The organism is Cupriavidus sp. 8B (genome assembly GCF_054589115.1).
Window position 1 is genome coordinate 1 of record NZ_BAAILO010000394.1, and the last position, 18,643, is coordinate 18,643.

The 18,643-nt window shown below is 58.6% G+C and carries 13 protein-coding genes and 4 pseudogenes; 13 read left to right on the forward strand and 4 right to left on the reverse strand.

What is annotated here, in order from left to right; genetic code table 11:
• Positions 1-63: 63 nt before the first annotated feature.
• From ACYP5B_RS37520 to ACYP5B_RS37530, 3 genes are all read right to left on the reverse strand, one after another.
• On the reverse strand, positions 64-1,362 hold the full coding sequence (locus tag ACYP5B_RS37520; protein ID WP_459572951.1) for an AMP-binding protein: 1,299 nt from the start codon (positions 1,360-1,362) through the stop codon (positions 64-66).
• A 58-nt stretch (positions 1,363-1,420) separates the two neighbouring features.
• Positions 1,421-2,848, reverse strand: coding sequence for an acylating sulfoacetaldehyde dehydrogenase (gene sauS, locus ACYP5B_RS37525; protein WP_459572952.1), 1,428 nt, complete (start codon positions 2,846-2,848; stop codon positions 1,421-1,423).
• A gap of 81 nt (positions 2,849-2,929) precedes the next feature.
• Complete coding sequence (locus ACYP5B_RS37530; protein ID WP_459572953.1) at positions 2,930-4,234, reverse strand: MFS transporter; 1,305 nt, start codon at positions 4,232-4,234, stop codon at positions 2,930-2,932.
• Between the two features lie 371 nt (positions 4,235-4,605).
• Between ACYP5B_RS37530 and ACYP5B_RS37535 the strand changes: the two genes are divergently transcribed.
• A complete protein-coding gene (locus tag ACYP5B_RS37535) occupies positions 4,606-5,370 on the forward strand; it encodes an IclR family transcriptional regulator (protein ID WP_318237486.1) in 765 nt (254 codons plus the stop codon).
• Positions 5,371-5,593: 223 nt separating this feature from the next.
• Here ACYP5B_RS37535 and ACYP5B_RS37540 read toward each other — a convergent pair whose 3' ends face one another.
• Positions 5,594-5,809, reverse strand: a complete 216-nt coding sequence (locus ACYP5B_RS37540) for a hypothetical protein (protein ID WP_459572954.1) — start codon at positions 5,807-5,809, stop codon at positions 5,594-5,596.
• A 291-nt stretch (positions 5,810-6,100) separates the two neighbouring features.
• On the opposite strand from ACYP5B_RS37540, the pseudogene ACYP5B_RS37545 reads away from it, so the two are divergent.
• The 12 genes and pseudogenes from ACYP5B_RS37545 to ACYP5B_RS37600 all read left to right on the forward strand — a co-directional run.
• Positions 6,101-6,331: pseudogene (locus tag ACYP5B_RS37545) on the forward strand (hypothetical protein); the annotation flags it as partial.
• Positions 6,332-6,436: 105 nt separating this feature from the next.
• Entirely contained in the window at positions 6,437-6,658 is a 222-nt protein-coding gene (locus tag ACYP5B_RS37550; protein ID WP_459572955.1) for a hypothetical protein, read from the forward strand.
• 421 nt (positions 6,659-7,079) lie between these two features.
• On the forward strand, positions 7,080-8,408 hold the full coding sequence (locus tag ACYP5B_RS37555; RefSeq protein WP_459572956.1) for an MFS transporter: 1,329 nt from the start codon (positions 7,080-7,082) through the stop codon (positions 8,406-8,408).
• Positions 8,409-8,475: 67 nt separating this feature from the next.
• Positions 8,476-9,393 (forward strand): ABC transporter substrate-binding protein, encoded by a 918-nt coding sequence (locus tag ACYP5B_RS37560; RefSeq protein ID WP_459572957.1) that lies wholly within the window; start codon positions 8,476-8,478, stop codon positions 9,391-9,393.
• Positions 9,394-9,414: 21 nt separating this feature from the next.
• Positions 9,415-10,131, forward strand: a complete 717-nt coding sequence (locus tag ACYP5B_RS37565) for a maleate cis-trans isomerase family protein (RefSeq protein WP_400103087.1) — start codon at positions 9,415-9,417, stop codon at positions 10,129-10,131.
• Between the two features lie 48 nt (positions 10,132-10,179).
• A complete protein-coding gene (locus ACYP5B_RS37570; RefSeq protein ID WP_459572958.1) occupies positions 10,180-11,088 on the forward strand; it encodes a LysR family transcriptional regulator in 909 nt (302 codons plus the stop codon).
• A gap of 163 nt (positions 11,089-11,251) precedes the next feature.
• On the forward strand, positions 11,252-12,667 hold the full coding sequence (gene leuC / locus ACYP5B_RS37575; RefSeq protein ID WP_459572959.1) for a 3-isopropylmalate dehydratase large subunit: 1,416 nt from the start codon (positions 11,252-11,254) through the stop codon (positions 12,665-12,667).
• Between the two features lie 2 nt (positions 12,668-12,669).
• A complete protein-coding gene (gene leuD, locus ACYP5B_RS37580; protein ID WP_459572960.1) occupies positions 12,670-13,335 on the forward strand; it encodes a 3-isopropylmalate dehydratase small subunit in 666 nt (221 codons plus the stop codon).
• A gap of 50 nt (positions 13,336-13,385) precedes the next feature.
• Positions 13,386-13,595: pseudogene (locus ACYP5B_RS37585) on the forward strand (PAS domain-containing protein); the annotation flags it as partial.
• Positions 13,592-14,017, forward strand: a pseudogene (locus ACYP5B_RS37590) (IS630 family transposase); the annotation flags it as partial. The pseudogenes ACYP5B_RS37585 and ACYP5B_RS37590, both read left to right, overlap by 4 nt.
• Positions 14,018-14,819: 802 nt before the next feature.
• On the forward strand, positions 14,820-16,430 hold the full coding sequence (locus ACYP5B_RS37595) for an amidase (RefSeq protein ID WP_459572961.1): 1,611 nt from the start codon (positions 14,820-14,822) through the stop codon (positions 16,428-16,430).
• A 192-nt stretch (positions 16,431-16,622) separates the two neighbouring features.
• Positions 16,623-17,949 (forward strand): annotated as a pseudogene (locus ACYP5B_RS37600) (ISKra4 family transposase).
• Positions 17,950-18,643: the final 694 nt, after the last annotated feature.

Consider the following 18,643-nt stretch of genomic DNA (forward strand, 5'->3'; position numbering starts at 1 on the left):
CCCCGTCGCCTGTACCCAGTAATCGACTCGCTCGCGCGTGCATAACCGTGAGAAATCAAAGCATTATGCGCGCCGCGTGCTCAAAGCTCGGTTTAGCAATGCCTCGTCTATCTCGCGAGGCGCGATGTTTTCGCCTCCCTTGATGATGAGTTCCTTGATCCGGCCCGTGACGAAAACAAAGCCATCCGGGTCCAGGTATCCAAGATCTCCGGTATGGAGCCAGCCTTCGGCTGTAAGCGTTCTGGCGGTTTCCTCCGGGCTCTTGTAATACCCCTTCATCACGTTCGGTCCACGCACCATGATTTCGCCCGCCTCGCCCGAAGCGAGCGCCCTTCCCTCGCCATTGACAATCTTGACGTCATTGCCAAAGGCACGCCCGGGACTGCCGATCTTGCGCTGTGAAGGGTCTAGTGGATTGGTGAAGCACGGCGCGGCCGTTTCCGTGAGCCCCATCGTTTCGATCACCCCGATCCTGAATGCGTCCTCAAAGGCGCGATGCTGGCTGGGCGGCAGCGGAGCGGAGGCCGAGCGACAAAAGCGGACCCGGCTGAGATCCAGGCCATTTCCCGCCGGATCCGCGCCATTCAACAGGTAGGAAATCATGGTCGGAACCACATTGATCCAGGTGCATTGGTTCTGTGCCACCAGGCCCCAGAAACCGGAGACCCGAAATCGATGCGGTAGAACGAGGCTTCCACCATGAACCAGCGGCGATGTCGCGGTCACGATCTGGGCATTGATATGGTAAAGGGGCAAGATCGCCAAGACCCTGTCCTGCACTCCCAATTCGTGGGCAGCGGATACGTACTGCCCACCCGACACCACGGACCGGTTCGCCAGCACGACCCCCTTCGGCTTACCGGTGGTGCCAGATGTGTACATCATCAGTGCATCGTCCTCTTCGCCCACGGGTGGCAGCTCCACGCTCCCATCTGACACCGGGATGAACTCCTGCGCATCGACATCGCACAGAACGATCTGGATATCCCGCGTCACGTTGGCCAGCGCAACGCTAAGGCGCTCCAACTGGTCGGGCGCGACAAATACGATCCTGGCATCGCTGTGATTCAGTACGTACTCGAGCTGCGACGGGTGCGCGAGCAGATTCAGCGGTGTCGCGCAAAAGCCGCCGTACATCACGCCAATGAACAGCCGGCAGGTTTGGAAGCCGTTGTGCATCAGCATCGCCACCTTGTCGCCCTTCCGGATACCCTGGCCGAGAAGGAAGCGTGCCAGCTCGCGAGAGGACTTCCGCAAGCCAGCAAACGTCATGCTCAGATCGGGTTCCGGCGCAATCAGGTAAATCGAATCCGGTCGTTTTGCGGCCTGAAAGTCGACATAATCTCGAATGGTGCGCAGCATGTCCATACTCCTTACGTTCAAGCGGTACAAGGTTTCTGTCTGATTCTCGCTGGATCGATTAGCCATGCTTACGTAGGTACTCACCAAATAGTTCCTGCTCCGAGGGAACCCGCTCAGGGAGCCTTCGCACGATACGTGTGATGTTGAGGAAATTCCGGTAATCCATGTTTTCGGAGAAATTGTTGCCACCCCATGTACCGCAACCCATGGAAAGCGAGAATGGCAAACCGTTCTCGAAACTGCCGCCAGTGGCGAAGCAATGCGCCTGATTGACAATAACCCGGCAAACAGGAAGTTCATTTCCCACCCGCAGGATGTGGCCATCATCCGATGTATGAATTCCCACCGAATGACCCGCCCCCAGATAGCCATAGATATCCTTGACGATCTCGCAAGCGTGATCAAAGTTCCGAGCGCGATAGACGGTTAGCACAGGAGAGAGCTTTTCACCGGAGTACGGATAGTCCGGACCGGTGCCAGCTTCCTCGACCATCAGGAATTTCGCTTGTGTCAAGTTCGCCCGGGCCAAGCCAGCCAGTGCCGCGATCCTGGGCGCAGACTGTGCGGTCACGGCCGAATCCAGTTTCCCCCTGGGCCACATCGTTTCCTGCAGGTGGCGCTTTTCCTCAGTGTTCAGAAGGACGCCGCCGGCCTCGGTTAGCGCAGCCAGGGCCGAGTCATAGACCGGGTCGAGGATGACCACGCTGTTTTCGGACGAACAGCTCGTCGCATTATCGAACATCTTCGAGCTGGCGATCTGTTGCGCCGCTTCACCAAGACTGGCCGAGGTATCGATGATCGAGGCGACGTTGCCCGCGCCCACCCCGAATGCCGGCGTTCCACTCGCGTAGGCGGAGCGGATATTGTTCTGCGAACCTGTTGCGACCACCAGATCCGCCTGGCGCATCAGCGCCTGGGTCGCCTCCTTAGTAATCGGTCCGGGCAGATACTGGACCAGATCCAGTGGCGCTCCGAGCTTCTCCAGTTCCGCATGAATGTATGCCACCAGGGCGGCACAAGTGGATAGTCCTTTGGGCGATGGCGCCACGATGACCGCATTGCGCCCCTTCAGTGCATTGATGATCTTGTTGGCGGGGGTCGCCGCAGGATTGGTGGAGGGAGTAATCGCGGCGACCACGCCGACGGGGCGGGCAATCTCCACCAGTCCGCGCTCTGGATACTCGGCAATAACACCGACCGTCTTCGCATGCTGCAGATCGCGTAGCAGCCCCAATGTCTTCCTGTAGTTCTTCTGAATCTTGTCTGTGACGTTGCCGAGCCCTGTATCGCGCACCGCCATCTCGGCGAGCATGCGGTTATTCTCAGGATGCACGATCGCCCATCCCGCCGCGGTGACCACTTCGTCCACCTGGACCTGCGAGTAGCGCTCGTAGTCGCGCTGCGCCTCCCTTGCCCTCCTGACCAGATCTGAAATCATCTCGACATCTGCCGACGAATCGGCTTTCGCGCACGTTTCAACTGACATTCTTTCTCTCCGCATGTTTATCATTCGCGATGCTGTCATTGCCGAAGCCGGGATTTCACCCGGCCAAGAGGAATGCAGCTTTCAATGAACAGCCCCTAGTCCGGCCCCACCGAGCGACAGTGCATCTTCCAACTCATCCTCGATCCTGTTTGTCGGATCGATTCGCAACGAGCAGATTGCCGCGACCCCCAACAGTCCGGCCGAGATCAGAAATGGCAGCTCATAGCTTCCCGTTTGCTGGATTAGGAAGCCGAACAAAGCCGGCGAAATCATTCCTGCCACGCCGAAGCCTGTGTTCATCATCCCGCCAGCGGTTCCTGCAAACTTCCCGGCAATGTCGAGTGGCAGGCTCCACAAGACGGCATTGGTCAACTCAAGGAAGAAGAAGGATGCGGCGAGCAGCATTACTGCCGTCAGTGGGGTCCGGGTGTAGATCGCCGGCACGATGAATACCAGGGCACCGACAAGCCCTGTGACAAGCAATGCACGTCTGGCCAGCTTGAGGTTTCCGGTCTTCTTATAGATGAAGTCGGAGATGACGCCACCGAGAGTGTCACCGACTACGCCGGCGAGCAGTGGCAGCGCCGTGAACAACGCCAGCTGCTTTACGTCGAATCCTCGCGCATCCTTCAGGTAGGAGGGTAGCCAGGTCAGGAACACCCAGAGCGACCAGCCGTAGCAGAAATCCACGAACGTTACCATCCACATGCATTTGATCATCTGCTTCCAGGGCGTTTTTCCTGCCGCTGCTTTCTTCAACTCGCGTGAATTGACGCCGATCTCCATCAACTCGGCGGGCTTGACCCACCTGTGCTCCAGCGGCGTGTTGCGGAACAGCCAGACATAGAGAGCGGTCCAGATCAGGCTGACCACACCGAGGATCAAAAACGACTCGCGCCAGCCGTACGCGGCAACAATGACCAGTACGATGGGCGGGGTGACGGCTCCGCCCAGGCGGGCGAAGCTATGCGTGATGCCCTGTGCGAAGCCGCGTTCCGTGGCCGGCATCCAGTATGTGAAGGAGCGTGTTGCAGCCGGAAACGCGCCACCCTCTCCGATGCCCAGCAGGACCCGGAACATAATCAGCGATCCGAGGCCCCAGGAAAAGCCGCAAAGGATAGTAGCAAGCGCCCAAATGCTGGTGAGTACGGCCAACACCAGCCTCGGCCCATACTTGTCGGCGAACCATCCGCCCAGGATCTGCATGGCGGCGTAGGGATAGGCAAAGGCTGAAAAGATGAGCCCCAACTGAGTCGGCGTAAGTGCCATCTCCTCTTTCAGGAAGGGGGCGATAATGGAGATATTGACGCGATCAATGTAAGCAATGAAATACATCAGACACATCAGCCCCAGTATCGCGTACCTGACTTTAAATAATCTTTTCATGTCTCTCTCACCATTTTAATTAGATATATTTATCTGAATGGTCGAATCTATGCCGACTTTCACGCACACTCAAGAACCATTGGAATTGAAACCACCAGCCTTGCAACGTCGTTCTTGTCCTTGCAAATTCCGCCTTCCTGTTTCCCTCCTTTCCTCTGATTTCAATGTAAGCGGCCAGAGTTATAGCGGCCACGGTTGCTGTCAATCCAATCTAATCAAGCCATCGCACCAGGGTGTCCCGTTTTCCGCGCTATCCTTCACCGCGTGCACTCAAGAATGGAAAAATGCGAATTTCGGGACTTGTTTATGTCCCGAAAAGCGATAAAGTCGATGCAAATAGGCAAGCAGAAGTACTGCGGCCAGGAGACAGCATGACAAGATCCAACCAATCGAATGCAGCCGCGGTCCGCGCCTTTCGCGTGCTGGAGGCACTTGCACAGGCCGGGGAGCCACTTTCCATGACAGACCTTGTCGAGGCGCTCGGATTACCTAAACAGACCGTGCATCGTATACTCGTGCAGCTGACGGACGCGTGGCTGGTGACGCGCGGCGCAGGCGACCGGCTCTATGAGTGCTCACCGCGCGTGCGTGCCCTGGCGGTGAACGTTCTAATGCACGCAGGTCCCGCTGCGGCGCGCCACGCGCTGCTCGAACAACTTGTGGCAAAGATTGGCGAGACATGCAATCTGACCATGCTCGCCGGGAACGACGTGGTGTACATCGACCGTGTCGAAACCGAATGGCCGTTGCGCATGCACTTGCAACCAGGCTCGCACGTGCCGCTGCATTGCTCGGCAAGCGGCAAAGTCCTACTTAGCTTCTTGCCGAAGGAACGACGCGACCGCATGATTGATACGTTGCCGCTACATGCCTATTCGGAGCGAACCATCATCGATCGCGAGAGGTTACGTAAGGAACTCACGACGACACGCAAGCGCATGCTGGCAATCAACGATCAGGAGCATCTGCAGGGGCTCATCGCGATAGCGGTGCCGGTCATGCTGGATCGCAATCGTGCCTGCGCGGCGATCGCGGTACAGGCGCCGGTGGGCCGGCTCACACTCGACGATCTACTAGCCTTCGTCCCCGATCTGCGCAAAGTCGCCGAAGAGACGGCAGAGACGTTCCGGGCATGATCGCCCGATGCTACCCGGTCGCATCGGGCGGGTGCGGGTCGGACTCTTGACTCCTTGCACCACTATCCAACAAGTGTCGCTAGGAATTCCCGTTCGGCGTTGCGACGGTTCCGAAGTGCGCTCGATGCGTTTGGATCATATCGTCGGCTTGGCGGCCAACAGTCGCAACAGTTGCCACTGTAGTGCGCTGGAGAGCGCGCCGCCGAGCCTTCGCTTGAGACGATCAGCTACGCGCGCGAGGATCATAGGACGCCGGCATGGCGGCATGGCGCTCGATCACCTCGCCTGCGGCAAGGCAAATGTCCTCGCGGAAGCTGCCCGCCACCAGTTGCACGCCGGTTGGAGTGTCGCCAACCAGGCCGGTCGGGACGCTCAAGCCGGGAAAGCTCAAGGCCGCTATGGCCATCATCGGGCTTTGCGCGGACAGCATCTGCGCCATGGCCGCCTGGCCCTGCTGATCCGCTCCCCAGCGATACGGCAGCTGGCAGGATGTTGGCCTCAATATCAGCGGATAGCTCCGGGGACAATGTACTTCTCGACAGACGGACCGTCCTGAGTTTGAACCCCTATCCGGACCATTACAGCCCGGCATTCGCTTTCTCCGCCTTCTCTTGCCCGCTCCCCTTGCCGAGCGTGGTCTTCAGTTCGGAGCAATGCCCGTCGTGCACGCGATGGATTGCCCAGCGACGGGTGTCCTGGCCCAGGCAGAGACCGTCCCGGGCTTTTTAACGGACTGTTCGTCGGCATAATTCAGGTCGCGATCGCGATTGGTTCGTCTCTCGGCGGCGGCGTCGTGGACCGGGTTGGCATTCCAGCGGACTTCGAACTCGGTGCGGCTCTTGCGCTGGTCGGGCTTGCGATGCTCGGGAGCTTCCTCACCCTCAAAGGGATACTGGCTCAACTTCTTTCCCAGGAGAAAGCCTTGGGACCCGACCGGACTGCGGCCAGAACGTATAGGTAGCGTTTCCAGCAGCAAGGCGCTGAAGCGAATGTCTGCGCGCGGCAGCCGCAAGGGCCTGGGCTGTGAAGTAACCGCTGCCCAGAGCCACAATTGAGGGGGCAGGTCATGGGCAAGTTTAGCAAGTACGTGGCCTTGGATGTGCACCAAGAAAAGATCGCCGCTGCGGTGGCGCAGGCAGGCGGCGAAGTCCGCTACGTGGGGGAGATCGTGAACACCCCGAAGGCAGTCAAGAAGCTGGTCACACAGTTCAAGCGAGACAGGGCTCGGCTGTCGTTTCGCTACGAAGCCGGACCAGGTGGCTATGTGCTGTATCGCTGCACGACCTGAAGCAGGACCGTCAGGTGGCGGCTCCTTCGCCGATTTCGAGGAAGCCTGGCGAACACGTCAAGAACGACCGCTGCGACAGCCTGAGCCTGGCCCGCCTGCATCGGGCCGGCGAGCTGACTGCGGTCTGGATACGCGGCGAAGCGCAAGAGTGTCTAGATACACCGACAGCCTTACACAGGCGAACAAACGCTCGACCACTGAACTCTGCCTGTTCACAGCGCCGCGCGCCTTTGACCTAACAAACATTGTGAATGTTGTGCCAAGCGCGTCTGGAAAACATTGTCCATGTACGCCAAAAACCACATGCACTCCATTCATGTACATCCTGATAACTATGAGTTGGCGTTTTCCTCGCCAGTTGCGCACCATTGTCTCAAACAAATGCTGCCTCCACGGCGGCTGATGACAGTCAGGAGACAATATGCGTACAAATCGCCGTTATCTGGTGTATTTCGCCATGTTCCTTATGAACGCGGTGAATTACGTCGACAGGACCAACCTGTCGGTTGCCGCAAGCTCCATTGCGTCCACCTTTCAGCTTTCCCCGATTCAATTGGGATACATGTTTTCTTCGTTCCTGTGGACGTATCTGTTCTGCCTGATTCCGGCCGGTCTGGTCGTCGATCGCTTCGGTGCCCGAAAAGTGACGGCATTGGCGCTCATCACTTGGTCAGCGGGGGGCGTCTCGACCGGCCTCGCCTCCAGCTTTCTCTTGCTTTTGGGATCCCGACTTCTCCTGGGTATTGGCGAAGCGGCGTCTTACCCTTCGGGCAGCAGGATCATCCGCGAATGGGCGCCCAAGACCGAACGTGGACTCGCCGCCGCGATCCTGAACGCCGGCTCCTATGCCGGCCCGGCTCTTGGCGGCATCTTCGTGGGTTGGTTGATCGCGCAAGTCGGGTGGCGCGGCTCGTTCCTGGTCACTGGCGCAGTGGGCATATGCCTAGGCGTGTTCTGGTGGATCTTGTACCGCACTCCTGCACAGGCAAAATGGATTTCGGCGGAAGAACGCGTATTGATCAACGATTCGGCCACGCCGGCGGTTGCCACCGATTCTGCCGCCGCGAAGAAACGCGCTTCTGGCGGGCTGAAAAAGCTGCTCGCCGAAAAGACAATGTGGGGCCTGGCACTGACTCAGGGCTGCGCCGGATATACGGTCTATCTGTTTCTGACCTGGCTGCCCACTTATTTCGAGCGCGCTCGCGGCATGAATGTCGTCAAGAGCAGCCTTTACACTGCCGCGCCCTATGCCAGCGCCTGTGTGCTCGGCATCATGCTGGGTTATCTCAGCGACCGGCTGCTGACGAGCGAAGCGCTTGCACGCGGTGCCAGGCGCAACATGATCTTCGTGATGCTGCTCCTCGGATCGGTCGTATTCGCACTGCCATTCGTGGATTCGATGTGGGCGATCGTGCTGATCATTTCGTTGGCGCTTACATGCGTGTCCACGGCCATGTCGATGAATATCGCATTGACTAACGATCTTCTAGGTGACCCGGCGCATTCGGGAGTGGCGGTAGGTTTGCTCATACTGGGCGGTAATGTCTTTGGTCTTGCCGCGCCCATCGTCACCGGCTATGCCGTTGCGTCCAGCGGCGGCTTTACCGCGGCCTTTGCGATTGCCGGCGCGCTGCTGCTTTTGGGATCGCTGGCAAGCCTGACTTTGACACGCAGGCAGATCCTTGTCGACTGGACGGAGCCGATCCGGGGCGACCAACCCATGGCATCAAAGCCCGCCAGCCAGTTGTGACATTACTGGTGACCGTCCTCGTCACAGTACTCGTGGTATTACTCTTTTCGCTTTAAAGGAAGAAACAATGATTTCGCTAAAAGTCGGCGCAGTATCGCGCAATTATTTCAACATGCCTCTCTGGATTGCGCAAGACGCCGGATTCTTCAGGAAGCACGGGCTGGATGTCTCGATCGAGTTGTATGAACCGATCGACGAAGTCACGGACCGCTTGATCGATGGCCGGCTTCAGCTATCGCTTGGGGTGACTGAACACGTGATCCTGGGCAGCGAGACGGGCAGCGATCTGGAGATCATTGCTGGCAACGTCAACCGCTTGCCGTTTTCTTTCATCGCGCGCCCCGATATCAAGACCATCGCACAGTTGCGTGGGGGCGTGGTAGGTGTTTCCTCGCTGGACGCTGGCAGTTCTTCACTTGTGATGAAGATCCTTTCCGCCCACGGCCTGGAGCATCCCCGCGACTACACCATCGTGGCGGTCGGACCGATCTTGTCGCGCTGGGAAAAGTTGCAGAATGGGGAGATCGATGCGGGGCTGCAGGGCATCCCGCTGAACTATATCGCGCTCGACCAGGGTTACACCTCGTTGTGCGAACCCCGCGATGAATTCCCGTGGTTCCAGTTCACCTCCTTGAACGTTTCCGCAAAGTGGGCGAACGAAAACGCCGGGACCGTGGTGGCTTTCTTGAAGGCGTACATCGAAGCGCATGACTGGTTCTATGCGAACAAGATGGGATGCCGTGAGATCGCTATGCAGCACAGTGGGATCAGCGCAGATTATGCAGACCGCGCGTGGGAAGAGTACAGCCGGGACGAGATTTTTCCACGCGATGCGGCGGCCAATCCCAACTCCATACAGGCACTGATCGACATCAGCGCGTTGATCCGCGCCCTTCCGGGCCGCGCCAAGACCTCTGCTGCGGAATACATCAACCCGGTCTATCTTGACCAGGCGCGCCAGTCGCTTGCCGAATCGAAGTCCTGAGAGCAAACAGAGGCGCACGCAATGCAGATCAACTACGGTGAACGCGCACGACTGGGCATTATCGTGCCTTCGGGCAATTTCATTGCTGAACCGCAGATACAGGCCATGCTGCCCGATGGCGTGGCAGCCTACGTCACGCGTCTTCCACTTAAAGGGACCGGTTCAGAAGAATTGTTTGCCATGGCGGCGGGCGTCGGGCCTGCCGCTGCCATGCTGGCAGACGCCGGTGTGGAGCGGGTGATTTTTCACTGCACCGCGGTATCGACGTACAGCGTGCCATTGCAGGACGAAATCATGGCGAGCATCGAACATGCGACCGGACTGCCCTGTTTTTCCACCGGGTCCGCGATTGTCACCGCTTTGGAAACCCTAAGTGCCAGGAAAATCGTTCTCCTTACCCCTTACCTTGACGCAGTTAATCAGCGAGAAATCGCGTTCCTGGCGCACCATGGATTGGAAGTCGTCCATCATCACGGTCTCGGCCTGAATACGAATGCGGAAATGGGAAAGCTGGCGCCGGACGTCTTTTTCGATCAAGCGATACAGTATGCAGCGTCGGTAGCGGACGCCTATTTCATCAGCTGTACCGCCATCCGGTCGGCGGAAGTGATCGAGCGCCTGGAACAAGCGCTCGAACGACCCGTCATCACGAGCAACCAGGTCATGGTGTGGAATGCGCTGCGCACAAGCGGAATTGATGATAAGGTCAAAGGATACGGCACGCTCTTCTCTCATTGAGACGAGGGAGAGTTCCGTTCCCCCGCTCGTCAGCCAAGTCTGTCACCGATGAATCTGCGCAGCATTGATCTAAACCTCCTGGTCATATTGGAAGCACTGGTAGAAGAACGAAGTGTGACCAAGGCTGCCCAGCGCGTCGGCATCAGCCAGTCGGCTGCGAGCCATGCACTAAGACGCCTTAGGGTGACGTTCAAGGATGAGCTGCTGGTGCGTACCGCAGACGGCATGATTCCCACCGGGCAGGCACTCTTGCTGGCAAGCATGATTAGTGGATCGTTGCAGCAGATCGAACAAGCGGTGATACAGGGCAGCAAGTTCGATCCGACCACCTCGACGCAGGTCTTCAAAATGCGAGTATCCGACTATGCCGGGGTGTATCTGCTTCCGCGCCTCTGTCGGAGGCTACGCGAGCAGGCACCGTCGACGCGTCTGGAAGTCAAGCATTTCAGCCCTCAGGACATCGAACAGAAGACTAGCCAGGGCGAGGTGCAGGTGCGTCTCGCCCTGCGTTCCAGGATCGCTGGTCTGAGCAACAGTGTCCGATTGCTTGAAGACCATTTCGTGGTCGTGATGAGCGCCGCTCGCTATCCCGGACTATCAAAGCTCGATCTATCAGATTACCTCAGTCTGACCCACCTGAAGATCGCGATCAGTGGAGTCGGCACCAACCTGATCGACGATGAACTCGCCAACCTCGGTCATAAACGCAAGATCGCGATGACCGTGCCAAGTTGGCTCGAGATGCGCGAGGTCATTGAAACCACCGATCTGGTGGCGGTCGTCCCCAAGCATTGGCTGCATGCAGAAGGATTTCAGAAATTCCTTACCTTTCCGCTTCCGCTCGAAAACGCTTCGCTCGCCATTGACCTGGTATGGCATCCGAGGGACGACAAGGATGTCGCGCAGCGTTGGTTTCGTTCGCAGATTCAGGAGATTTTCCATGATTTTGCATTTTAGCGACGAAGATATGTGCTAAGGAACATACGCAGATTGCTGCGTGGTTTCCAATGCAATTTCCGGAAGCATCCCCCATGCCTACGCCTCCTACCATGCTCCTGATGGCCTCGAAGGTGATTATTTGAAGCTGGTTACTTGAATCTAGTTACATTGATGCGCAGAAATGACTCAATCCCTCACGCTATATGAAAAGCTATGGCGCCGACATGTCGTGCGCGAAGCAGATGACGGCTCGGCGCTTCTATATATCGATCGTCACCTCATGAACGAAGTCACGAGCCCGCAAGCGTTCGATGGGCTTCGGCTGGCAGGGCGCCGCATGTGGCGAGCACAAGCGGCTATTGCGACGCCGGATCACAATATTCCGACGGTTCACCGGGAACGCGGAATGCATAGTGAGATCGCGCGCTTGCAAGTCCTGGCATTGGACCGGAACTGCGCGGAGTACGGCGTCCCGTTCTACGCGTTGCAAGACGTTCGCCAGGGCATTCTTCATGTCGTCGGACCCGAGCAGGGCGAGATCCTGCCCGGCATGACCATCGCGTGCGGCGATTCCCATACGTCCACGCATGGCGCCTTCGGCGCCTTGGCATTTGGTATCGGGACTTCCGACATCGAGCATCTCCTGGCGACGCAGTGCCTGGTCATGAAGCGCATGAAAACCATGCGGATCACGATTGATGGCGCTCTGCCCGAAGGGACCTACGCCAAGGATCTCGCTCTGGCGATTATCGGCCGGTGGGGTACCGATGTCGCGAATGGCCATGCGATCGAGTTCGACGGTGAGACGGTGCGGGGGATGGACATGGAAGCGCGCATGACGTTGTGCAACATGTCCATCGAAGCGGGTGCGCGCTGCGGCATGATCGGCGTGGATGACGTGACCCTCGCGTATCTGCATGGGCGACCCCGTGCGCCAGCGGGCGCGGAATGGGACACTGCGGCAGCCTATTGGTCGACCTTGCGTAGCGATGCGGATAGTACCTTCGACAGGTCGCTGCGCTTCGATGCCGCTGCGCTGCGGCCTCAGGTGACATGGGGAACGTCGCCGGGCATGGTGACGGACATTGACGGCTACGTGCCTGATCCCGCGACCGAGAACGATCCGCAACGCAGAAAATCCGTGGCATCCGCACTCGCCTACATGGAGCTTCAACCCGGTCTCGCCATCCAGGACATTCGATTGGATAAGGTATTCATAGGCTCATGCACGAACGCGCGTATCGAAGATCTGCGCATTGCCGCGCGAGTCGTGCGAGGGCGGAAAGTCGCGCCGACGATCGCTCAGGCGCTGGTGGTGCCAGGGTCGGGCAGTGTCAAGCTGCAGGCGGAGCAGGAGGGGTTGGACCGGATCTTTCTGGAGGCGGGTTTCGAATGGCGCGATGCCGGCTGTTCGATGTGCCTGGGAATGAACAACGACAGCCTCAAGGAAGGTGAACGCTGCGCATCGACGTCGAATCGCAACTTCGAGGGGCGTCAGGGACGCGGCGGCCGTTCGCATCTGGTCAGTCCCGCCATGGCCGCAGCAGCGGCATTGGCGGGCCATTTTGTCGATGTATCGCAGCTACGTGGGAGATAGTCATGGAACGATTCGACACGCTGACGTCGATCGCCGTACCGATCGACCGGGATAACGTGGATACCGATGCGATCCTGCCCAAGCAGTACATGGCAATGATCGGCCGTACCGGCTTTGGCGCCTATCTATTCGATGAATGGCGCTATTTTGATCGCGGAGAGCCGGGTATGGACGCCAGCCGGCGGCAACCCAACCCGAATTTTCCATTGAACCAGCCCAGATTTGCGGGGGCGCAGATCATGTTATGCCGCACCAACTTCGGTTGTGGGTCGAGCCGGGAGCATGCGCCGTGGGCCCTGGCTCAGTGGGGAATTCGCGCGCTCGTCGGCGTGAGCTTCGCCGATATTTTCTATGGCAACTGCATCAAGAATGGCATCTTGCCGGTATGCCTTTCGACTGAGCAGATTAATACGATGTTTGCGGCGATCAATCGCGGCCACGACAATCCCATTACGATCGATCTTGGTCGCCAACAGATCAAGTTCGGTGATGACCTTGTCTTGTCATTCGCAATCGATTCATTTCAACGCGATCTGTTGATGAACGGACTCGACGAGATTGGCCAAAGCTTGCTGCATCAAGAGGAAATCAGAAAGTTAGAATTTCAACGCATGCAACGCGAGCCCTGGCTATTTCCTTCCGGCCGCAACGCCCCAATGCACACGTAGCGCGCCTTCGATCCGAAGGCGTGCCGTCTTCTTCTGGATATTTTGTCAATATGACGAAACGAACTTTGGAGCAGCAAGCGCTGCTCGAACAACTCAAGCAAGTGGCCCAGGGTCTCGGCGAGACACTGGCGCCGTTCTGCGAAGTCGTTGTTCACGACCTCCTTTATCCGCAACAGGCTATCCTGGCGATCCACAACAACCTGTCGGGCCGCCAGGTCGGGGACCCGGCTACGGAACTTGGCCTGGCCCGCATTGCCGACGCTTCTCGCTGAACATGATCTCGGCGGTCAGCCCACGCGGTGAGTTTCGTTTCATGGTGCACGACGGTTCGCTCAACACGCCTGTGTTTGTCGAGTTTCTCAAGCGATTGATGATTGGCGCGACCAAGCCGGTTTTTGTGGTGGTGGACGGGCATCCGGTACACAGGAGCAAGCCAGTCAAAACGTACGTCGAAAGCCAGCAAGGCCGGTTGAAGCTGTTCTACCTGCCGCTGTATTCTCCGCACCTGAACCCGGACGAGCAGGTGTGGGCGCACGTGAAGCGGCAATTATCCAAGCGCTTGGTTCAGGGAAAGAACGAAATGAAGAAATTGGCGCTGAGTGCGCTGCGTCGCATCCAACGACTACCTGAGTTAGTTAAGTCGTTCTTTCGTCAGCCGGAGTGCCAATACGCTGCAACCTGACAATACTTTTTAAAAAGTTAGTATCGATTGACCGGATCCCAAAAATGCAGTTCCAGCGCGCCTTCCCCATACGCCGGTTCGGTCCAAAGCAAAGAACCCTCATTGTGTTACCGATCCGCCAGACCAACGGAATCGGACACGCCAGCGCGATGAAGGCACTGTGGTCCCTCAATTAGCAATAAGCAAACCAACCTGTACTATTTACATGAAAAAACTGCCCCTCGCCGTTCTTGCGCTCCTCCCCCTTCTAGGTCTCTCGGAGGCCCATGCTTTCCGCGATTCGGCAATGGAGAACGTAGTCGACAAGGTCAGAATCGCCAAGAGTACGCCTCACGTGGCACCCGCGAGCGATGCCGCTGCTCCTGCAAAGCTCGCGAGACGAGAAGGTGGTCATCCGTGACTTCTCATCGACGCAGGTGGCATGGAATCGGCCGCACTGGCATCAGTGCGTTATGCAGATATGTAGATCCCTCCTCATCTCATTGACTACCGAGCGACACAGGGCGGGGACCCCGCCCATCTGAATGCGCTTTGGCATCTCGCTTTTTGGACGTACCTCGTTATGTTAATGCATGAATTTGCAGCAATTGCGGGCTACCTCTGCGATGGCATATCCTAAGGCCGAATTTGGATTCTTATGGAAAATCGCATAGCACCGGATGCGAGGTGTTGTTGCATAAATCCCGGAGCAGCGCCGCATGCTGACATTTACGCGCGACAGGTGCCGCGCTGGGCTGTTAACCGTTCGGGTTCCTGCGTAGATTCTCGATATTTGCCGGGAAGATACGCAGGGACACACTCCATGTCTCTTGTCTTCTCTCGTCTGCTTTCTATGGAAAATCGTTCTCCCCTTAGCGAGTCCATCATCCATGATGACCTTGCATCCCTCCCCCGGCGCCGCGTGCTTCGCGGTCTTGTCGCGGCCGGCGCCTTGGGCGCGATCGCACCCGTGCCGGGCCCTTATGCGTTTGCACAGCCGGCTGGCGCATCCGATACGGCGGCGACCGCGCTGAGCGCGGACGAGCTGCCTCAAAGCATCGCCGAAGCAGGACGTGCGCTGCGCAGCGGGAAGTCTTCATCCGAAGAGCTCACGAAAGCCTATTTGCAGGCAATTTCCCGGGTGCAGCCCACGCTGAACGCGTTCATTACGGTGACGCGCGACAGGGCGCTCAGCGAAGCGCGCGCATGCGATCGCGAGTTCCGCGCTGGCAAAGACCGCGGGCCTCTGCATGGCATTCCGATCGTCCATAAGGATCTTTACGACACGAAGGGTATCCGGACGTCGGTCGGCACGGCGTTTTTCCGCAATCGTGTCCCGAACGACGACGCGGCGGTGGTGCGCCGCCTTGCCGCCGCGGGTGCGGTCATGCTCGGCAAAGCGAACATGAACGAGTTCGCTGCAGGCATTACCGGGACGAACGAGTTCTTCGGCAACGCGCACAATCCGTGGAACGTTGAGCGCTCCCCGGGTGGTTCTTCGAGCGGCACCGGCGCAGCCGTTGCGGCGGGCTTGTGCCTCGCAGGAACGGGCTCCGACACGGGCGGCTCGATTCGCGTGCCCTCCTGCTGGAACGGGCTGACGGGTATCCGCCCGACCTTCGGCCGCGTCAGCCTAACCGGGGTCTTTCCTCGCTCGTACAGCCTCGATTGCGCAGGTCCTATTGCGCACAATGCCGGAGACGTCGCACTGATGCTGACAGCCATGGCAGGCTACGATCCCGCCTACAAATACTCACTGCACGCTCCGCAGGAGGATTTCAGCAAACATCTCGACGGCGGCGTAAAGGGCCTGAAGCTCGGCATCGTCGAGAGCTACTCGTTCAGGGATGTGGACCCGGACGTCGCAAAAGCGGTGGAAGCCTCGGTACGCACGCTGCAAGGCGAGGGCGCGCAAATCGTCCGTGTGAACATCCCGTTGCTGGCCAAGCCGCTCGACTTCTCGGCGCTCTTCACGATCCTCCTTTACGAGTTCAACGAGATCATCGGCGACCGCTACCGCGCGGCGGCTGATAAAACCCAGTTCGGGGAGATCGTTCGCAACGACATCGCCACGGGAGAAAAGATCTCGCGCGAGCAATACGAGCAAGCGCTAACGGCGCGTACGCAACTGTTGACTCAGTTCGAGGACGCATTCTCCCAGGTCGACGCGCTGGTCACGCCGACCATGCCGACGACGGCGCCCGTTTTGGCGGCGGGCGGCCCGGTCTATGACCGCGGCAGACAGTTCATGCTGCCGATCAGCTGGACAGGCCTGCCCGCCCTCTCGACGCAAAGCGGCTTCGATTCGAACGGACTGCCGGTCGGCATGCAGCTGATCGGCAATTCGAGCCAGGAAGCGCGGCTGCTGCAAATTGCACACGCCCATCAGAAGGCGACGGGCTTCTACCTCAAGCGCCCGCCTGTTCACGCGTAACGCCAGGGCGCGGGCCGAGCGCCAATGGCGCGGGCCCGCGTGTCCTTCCCGACTCATTGCACTGCGGAACTCGCGCAACGGGCACATGCTTATGCAGCGCAGGGAGCAGCAGTTGCAGGAAGCCGTTAAAAGGCCTGGGATGCCGCCCTGCAGCGGAGTATCGTCTCGGTATCAAAGAGACGGAGAGCCGACATGCGATGCATGATCGTTCTCGAATTCGATGGCGGCGATGGCACGGTGGCAAACGGATTGAGGTGATGCGGTTTCACCGCGTCGACCGCAGCCAAGCCTCCGGCGACGTCGGTTTGTCCCTTGCGGAAGGTAAGTCGTTAGTCAATTGCGTCCAGCAAGAATTCGTCGTAGAGCAGCTCGATCGCTACTGCGCGTCGTAGCGAGCTTGTGAGGGTCTGCGGCGCGCTCCGTCGCGTGCACGACGGGCATTGCTCCGAACTGAAGACCACGCTCGGCAAGGTCTTCTACTGCCGCGACCGATGGAAAGCAAGTGTGGTGCTGACGGATCGAGGTACGTGTCGCCGCTCAAGAATTACCTTCAGGAACCGAGCACAGGCGAGTTGCGCTGGCTGCATGCCGAACTCGGCGCCACTATGCCCTACCGGCAGGCCAAGCAGGTCATGGACCTCTTGTTGCCAACGTCCGGACGCGACAGTCACGTGACCATCCGCAATCACACAATGGCCGTCGGCAAATCCCTCCAGCATGCACAGCCCGTGCGGCGGTGGTGCGAGGAGATAAAGCCGATTGCCGAACTGGGCATTGATGTCGGCTATGTTAGGCGGGCGCGAAGCAATGGCAAGGGAGCCGGCAAGGACAATCGCGCGGGGGCCGGCAAAAGCTCATCGTCGATAGCTGTCGTCGTTGCGCATTAGGCCAGACTGGCAGACAACCACGGGTCTGGGCTTCCGCCATGCCGCGCACCAAGCGATTGCAGGAAGAAATGACCAAATTCCTAGAGGACAGCGGCTACGATGATCCCAATGACGTCTGTGTCGTGACTGATGGCGCCCTGGATCTTGCCGGGGTTGCTGACGACCTTCCGTTCGACGCCGAATGGGTTCTCGACTGGGCGCACATCGGTCGAATGCTGCGACACGTCGATCAAGCTATTACGCCTTTGGCGTATGGGCGCCTTACGGCCCACGGATCAGCTTTCGTTGACCCGAACTCAAGCCGCGAAGCCAAGCAAGCGCGCTGCAAGCTCATAGATTTGATCAGTTACCTCAATAGCCATCTTGAGTCGCTGATCGACTATCGCTCCCGGCAGCGTGTTGGCCTACGAATCGCGACCGGCTTCGTCGAATCATCAATCAATCGAATCAATGGCCGCCGCATGTGTAAAAGCCAACATATGCGTTGGAGTCGCCTGGGGGCACACAGTGTCTTGCAAGTGCGCGTCGCCCTCTTGAACCAAGAATTCCACGAACTCATTCAGCGAGCGTTTCCGTGGATTGCCCAGCGACGGGTGTCTTGGCCCTGGCAGAGACCGTCCCGGGCTATTTAACGGCTTCCCTCGACAGTAGCGCGCACAAAGGTAGCGACCTCGGGTGCCGTGCGTGGAGGTAGCAGCCTTTCAATTGGGTAGAGAGTCTCACGAAACTCATCGATCTCGCCTTGCTCATCGAGTGGCTCGGGCAGACACATACAAGCCTTCACACGCGGCGCGCGCACACGGATCGCAGCCCAGTGTCAAAGGTCCGACGTCGCCAATCCTTGATGTTGCGGTATCGACCGCAATGTGGGCAGTTTCGCTTGCATCATGCACATGCTGGCCAAGCGCCAGATGCGGCGCCGATGGGAGCGCTGCATCCGCGGCGCAGCAGTTTTACTCGCCGGCCGCTTAACCAATACGGCCGTTGCCTCCGCCGCTTACTCTCCTCTCCCTTACTGCGACACAACCAGGGCGTGCACACGCCATCTTCTGGTGGCGAAGCGGAGGTGTTCGCGTTCATCCAGAACGCCGTAGCGGCTTCATTGCGTTCATGCGCGCAGCGGAGTGCACCCGATATCACCGGCCCCACGGCATCAGAGTAGTAATGCCTCTATTTGCTACGTGCACGAACAGTTATTCCTGTTTGCGGAACAATAACTGCCATCATGATGCGACTGTTTACTTATTCCTGTCACATAACTGCCTCAGAATGCAGCGGTCGCATCGAGGGATGGCATTCCTTTGCTTCTCCGCTATGCCTCTCCGA